The 4969-nt window shown below is 68.1% G+C and carries 4 protein-coding genes and 1 pseudogene; 2 read left to right on the top strand and 3 right to left on the bottom strand.

Annotation, left to right across the window (positions count from 1 at the left end):
- From ACFDSW_RS15230 to ald, 3 genes and pseudogenes are all read right to left on the bottom strand, one after another.
- Positions 1-300 (bottom strand): annotated as a pseudogene (locus tag ACFDSW_RS15230) (hypothetical protein); the annotation flags it as partial.
- Positions 301-371: 71 nt separating this feature from the next.
- A complete protein-coding gene (locus ACFDSW_RS15225; protein ID WP_375251123.1) occupies positions 372-1427 on the bottom strand; it encodes an NAD(P)H-dependent flavin oxidoreductase in 1056 nt (351 codons plus the stop codon).
- A 76-nt stretch (positions 1428-1503) separates the two neighbouring features.
- Positions 1504-2619, bottom strand: coding sequence for an alanine dehydrogenase (gene ald / locus ACFDSW_RS15220; RefSeq protein WP_375251122.1), 1116 nt, complete (start codon positions 2617-2619; stop codon positions 1504-1506).
- 130 nt (positions 2620-2749) lie between these two features.
- On the opposite strand from ald, the gene ACFDSW_RS15215 reads away from it, so the two are divergent.
- Positions 2750-3217: an Lrp/AsnC family transcriptional regulator gene (locus ACFDSW_RS15215; protein ID WP_375251121.1), complete on the top strand. Its 468-nt coding sequence runs from the start codon at positions 2750-2752 to the stop codon at positions 3215-3217.
- A gap of 124 nt (positions 3218-3341) precedes the next feature.
- The coding region (locus ACFDSW_RS15210) for a beta strand repeat-containing protein (RefSeq protein WP_375251120.1) at positions 3342-4969 on the top strand (1628 nt) is incomplete at its 3' end.

Genomic DNA, 4969 nt, shown 5'->3' with positions numbered 1-4969 from the left:
GTATTGGGCGACCATGGTCGCCTCGCGCGGCCCCCGGCAGGCCAGCGCGGCGACGTTGAGCGCCGCGCGGAGGTGCCAGATCGTCCCCGCCGCCGACAGGTCGCGGTTGGGAGTGGCCCATGTCCCGTCCGTGCGCCGTGGCGGGATCATCATGCCGGCCCGCGCACCGGCCGGCATCGGCGCGGGGATCAGCACCGGCGGGGGCGGCACCGTCGGCGCGACCGCCACGGCGGGCGGCGGCGCCTTGCCACATCCAGCCAGCAGGGCCAGCGCGAACGCCGACAGGGCATAACGGTGCATCACTGGCCTCTTCCGATCCATCATGCGGAAAAGGTTGGCGGAATATAGTTAACGCATCGTAAAACCGGCGCTTATCGGGCGCGTTTGTCGAGCGCCTGTGCAGCCTCCTCCATCAACGTCGCGATGATGTCGGCGATCGGCTCCTCTTTCGTGACCATGCCGACCGACTGGCCCGCCATCACGCTGCCATGCTCGATATCGCCGTCGATCACCGCGCGACGCAACGCACCCGCCCAATAATGTTCGATCTGCAACTGCGCCTCCGCCATCGCGACGCTGCCCTCGTCGAGCGCCTGCGCGACCTCGCGCTGCTTGGCGGTAAACAATTCGCCGCCGGCATTCTTCAGCGCGCGCACCGGGATCACCGGCAGGCGCGGATCGATCTGCACGCTCGCGACCGCGTCGCGCGCGCTGGCGCGGATGAACGCCTTCTTGAAGTTGGGATGCGCGATCGATTCGGTCGCGCAGACGAAGCGGGTGCCGAGTTGCACCCCCGCCGCGCCCATATCGAGATAGCCCGCGATCGCCTCGCCACGCCCGATCCCGCCGGCGACGAAGACGGGCACCTGTTCGGCGATATCCGGCAGCATCTCCTGCGCCAGCACGCTGGTCGATACCGGGCCGATATGGCCGCCCGCCTCCATTCCCTCGATCACCAGCGCGTCGACGCCAGAGCGGATCAGCTTTTTCGCCAGCGCCAGCGTCGGCGCGAAGCAGATGACTTTCGCCCCCGATGACGCGATCGCCTCCAGCGCACCCTTGGGCGGCAAGCCGCCGGCCAGCACGACATGCCCCACGCGGTGCCGCGCGCAGACCGCGATCAACGCGTCGAGCTGCGGATGCATCGTGATCAGATTGACCCCGAACGGGCGCGTCGTCAGCGCGCTGGTCGCGGCAATTTCGGCATCGAGCAGGTCGGGCGTCATCGCGCCACAGGCGATCACGCCGAAGCCGCCCGCGTTCGACATGGCGGCGACCAGATGCCGCTCCGACACCCAGGACATCGCCCCGGCCATGATCGCCACATCCGCCCCCAGGAACCGGGCGCCCCGCGCCATCCGGCGGGCGAGGCGTTCGGCGCCGGTGGTGGCGGCCGTGGAGGGGGAAGCGGCAAGCGTATCGGTCATCGCGCCTGACTATGCGGGTGCGACGCCGAGAGCAATGGTCACGCCTGCCGCCGGCCGCCTGCCGCAGCCGGCGGGATCAGGCCAGCGCGCTTTCCAGCGTGACTCCCTCGATCCCCAATGCCTCGGCAACCGCCGGGTGGGTGATCCTGCCATTCCACACGTTCAGTCCCTCGGCGAGGTGCGGATCGCGGCGCAGCGCATCCTGCCAGCCCAGTTCCGCGATGCGCAGCGCATGCGGCAGCGTCACGTTATTGAGCGCATAGGTGCTGGTGCGCGCGACCGCGCCCGGCATATTGGCGACGCAATAATGGACGATGCCGTCGACCACATAGGTCGGCTCGGCATGGGTGGTGGCACGGCTGGTTTCGAAGCAGCCGCCCTGGTCGATCGCGACGTCGACCAGCACCGCGCCGCGCTGCATCGTCTTCAACATATCCGCCGAAACCAGCTTCGGCGCCGCCGCGCCCGCCACCAGCACCGCGCCGATCACCAAATCGGCCTCCGCGACGCACTCCGCGACGTTCGCGGCATTGGCGAAGCGGGTCTTGGCGCGCGCCTCGAAATGCATGCCCAGCCGTTCCAGCACCTCAGGGCTGCGATCGAGGATCGTCACGTCGGCGCCCAGGCCGGCCGCCATCTGCGCCGCGTTGAAGCCGACGACACCGCCGCCCAGGATCGCGACCTTGCCGGGGCGTACCCCCGGCACCCCGCCGAGCAGCACGCCACGGCCGCCATTGGCCTTTTCCAGCGCGGTCGCGCCCGCCTGGATCGACATGCGCCCCGCGACCTGGCTCATCGGCTTCAGCAACGGCAGCGCGCCGTTGCGGTCGGTCACCGTCTCATATGCGATGCACGTGGCGCCCGACGCCAGCAGCTCTTTCGCCTGTTCGGGATCGGGGGCGAGATGCAGATAGGTGAACAACACCTGCCCGGGCCGCAGCATCGCCCGCTCGACCGCCTGCGGCTCCTTCACCTTGACGATCATTTCCGCTGCATCGAACACCGCCCGGGCATCGGGCAGCAGCCGCGCGCCGGCGGCACGATAATCCTCGTCTGTGGCACCGATGCCCAGCCCGGCGCCGCTTTCGACCACCACATCATGGCCATGCGCGGCCAGTTCGCGCGCGCTCTCCGGCGTCAGACCGACGCGATATTCGTGCGTCTTGATCTCGCGCACCGTGCCAACGATCATTGTCTCTCTCCTCGATTCCACGCCGTGATCCGTTGTCGGGCGTCATAACGCAGTGCCGATGACAAATCCGCGCGAAGTTGCGCGCGGCGCGGGTCGCAGCCGGGTGGATTTCCCGTTATGTCCCTCAACAATGGAAAATTCGCTCGATCGCGCTGACGCCGCGCTTCTCGCCCAGTTGCAACGTGATTCGAGCCGTTCGATCGCCGACATCGCCGGTGATGTCGGCCTCTCGCCGTCCAGCTGCCAGCGGCGGATCAAGGCGCTCGAAGCGTCGGGCATGATCGAGGGATATCATGCGCGGCTCGATCCGGTGCGCATCGGTTTCGATCTGCACGCGCTGATCGAGATATCGCTGACCAGCCAGAATCGCGATGTGCTCGAACGGTTCGAGGAAGCGGTCGGGCGCTATGACGAAATCCTCGAATGCGACCTGATGGCCGGGCACGCGGATTACGTGCTGCGCGTCGCCGCCCGCGATCTGCAGCATTTCGACGCGATCCACCGCAATTGCCTGTCGCAATTGCCCGAGGTCGCCGCGATGCGAACCTATTTCGCGATCCGGCCGATCAAGCGCTGGAGCGGCTATCCGGTGCGCTGACGTGCCCGCCCGGTGCGGCGATAACGGACGGTATAGTTTATGACAGAAATGTTGCTTTCACTAGACTATTGACCGTGCGGCATCTTTACGTGAAGCGTCGATGAAATCTTCGGGGGACATTCACGTGACAGTAACGACCATCGGCGCGCGCGCCGCTTTTCTTGGTGCGACCAGCGTTCTTGCCCTGATCGTGACGACCCCGGCGCAGGCACGCTGCGTCAGCGCGGGGACGACCGCCACCTGTGACGCCGCTGCCCCCAATCCCGAAATCAATGGCGTGATCGGCACGCAGGTGACCGTCCAGTCCGGCGCGATCGTCCGCCTCGACGATCCGTTCGCGGGCGCCTCGGTGCGGTACGAGACGGCGACCATCAACAACGGCGGCACGCTGACCACCGCGGCCGGCAGCCAGATCCTCGATGCCAACACCACGACCGCCGTCGCGTCCGGCGGTGGCGTCACGATCAATCATAGTGGCACGATCACCGCGCGCCGCGCCAATGCGCGCGGTGTGGCGCTGGGGCAAGGCGACACGCTGACCGTCAATGCCGGCGGGGTGATCGAAACGCTGGGGGCGGGCAGTTCGCTGGTATTTCAGAACAGCAGCGCGGCGGTGGCGATCGGCGGCAGCGGCAGCAGCGTGACGATCAACGGGATCGTCCGCTCGGCCGGCGATTTCGCCCCGGCGATCACCACTTCGACCAGCGGCTTCTTCGGCCCGACCCTCTCACCCGCGGCGATCACGATCGGCGCGACCGGCGCGGTATCGACGGCTGGTGCAAATTCGACCGCGATCGCGATCGGCGGCGGATCGACGCTGTCGATCGCCGGCACTGTGACCGCCGGGGGCACCGGCAGCAGCGCCGTCACCTATCAGGCCGGCAGCGGTGACGTGGCGATCACGGTGCTGAGCGGCGGCAGCGTCAGCGCGGCAAGCGCGGCGGCGATCACGGGCAGCGGCGCGAACGTCGTGCTGCGGGTCAGCGGTACGGTGAGTAGCGGCAATGCCGCCGCGATCGCGCTGGGCTCGGGCGCGGATCGCATCACGCTCGACACCGGCGCACGGATCACCGGCCTGATCGACGGCGGTACGGGCATCGACTCGCTCACCCTCAATGGCAGCGGGGCCGGCACGCTGGGCAGTACCGCCAATATCGAGACGCTCTCCGTCGCCAGTGGCCGCTGGACGGTATCCGGCACGCAGAATTACAGCGGCGGCACCACGATCGCGGCGGGCGCGACGGAGATCGGCACCGGCAGCGTGCTGACCGGCAGCTTTGCCAATGCCGGCACGCTACAATTCGATCAGAGCGCCAGCAGCACGTTCGGTGGCTCGATCAGCGGCGCCGGCGCTGTGGTCAAGTCAGGCACCGGCACGCTGACGATGGGCGCGCAATCCTATACCGGCGGCACCGTCGTGACGGGTGGCACCCTCGCGCTCACCGGTGCGCTGGCGGGCGGCAGCTATGGCATCGGCAGCGGCGCGACGCTGACCAGCGCATTGTCCTCGACGCTGACCAGCACCGCGGCCACGTTGACGATCGTCAACGACGGCACGATCCGCAACACCAATGCGTCGGGCCGCGCGATCAATATCGCGGGCGGCGCGAACGCCCGCACGATCGCGCTGACCAACAATGCCGGGGCGACGATCACCAGCGCGGACGATGCGTTCCGAATCAACTTCAACCCCACCGGCGGCAGCGTGCGCGTCGACAATTACGGCACGATCCAGACGACGGCAGGCGGCCA

This window comes from Sphingomonas sp. (assembly GCF_042091075.1).
In the GTDB taxonomy this organism is placed as follows: domain Bacteria; phylum Pseudomonadota; class Alphaproteobacteria; order Sphingomonadales; family Sphingomonadaceae; genus Sphingomonas.
Note: the sequence above shows the minus strand (reverse complement) of the source record. Positions and strands in the feature narration are given on the sequence as shown.

What these genes read in the sequence shown, in the direction of transcription:
- ACFDSW_RS15225 (WP_375251123.1), bottom strand. Translation starts at nt 1,427, where the DNA reads ATGACCGATACGCTTGCCGCTTCCCCCTCCACGGCCGCCACCACCGGC.
- ACFDSW_RS15215 (WP_375251121.1), top strand. Translation starts at nt 2,750, where the DNA reads ATGGAAAATTCGCTCGATCGCGCTGACGCCGCGCTTCTCGCCCAGTTG.
- ald (WP_375251122.1), bottom strand. Translation starts at nt 2,619, where the DNA reads ATGATCGTTGGCACGGTGCGCGAGATCAAGACGCACGAATATCGCGTC.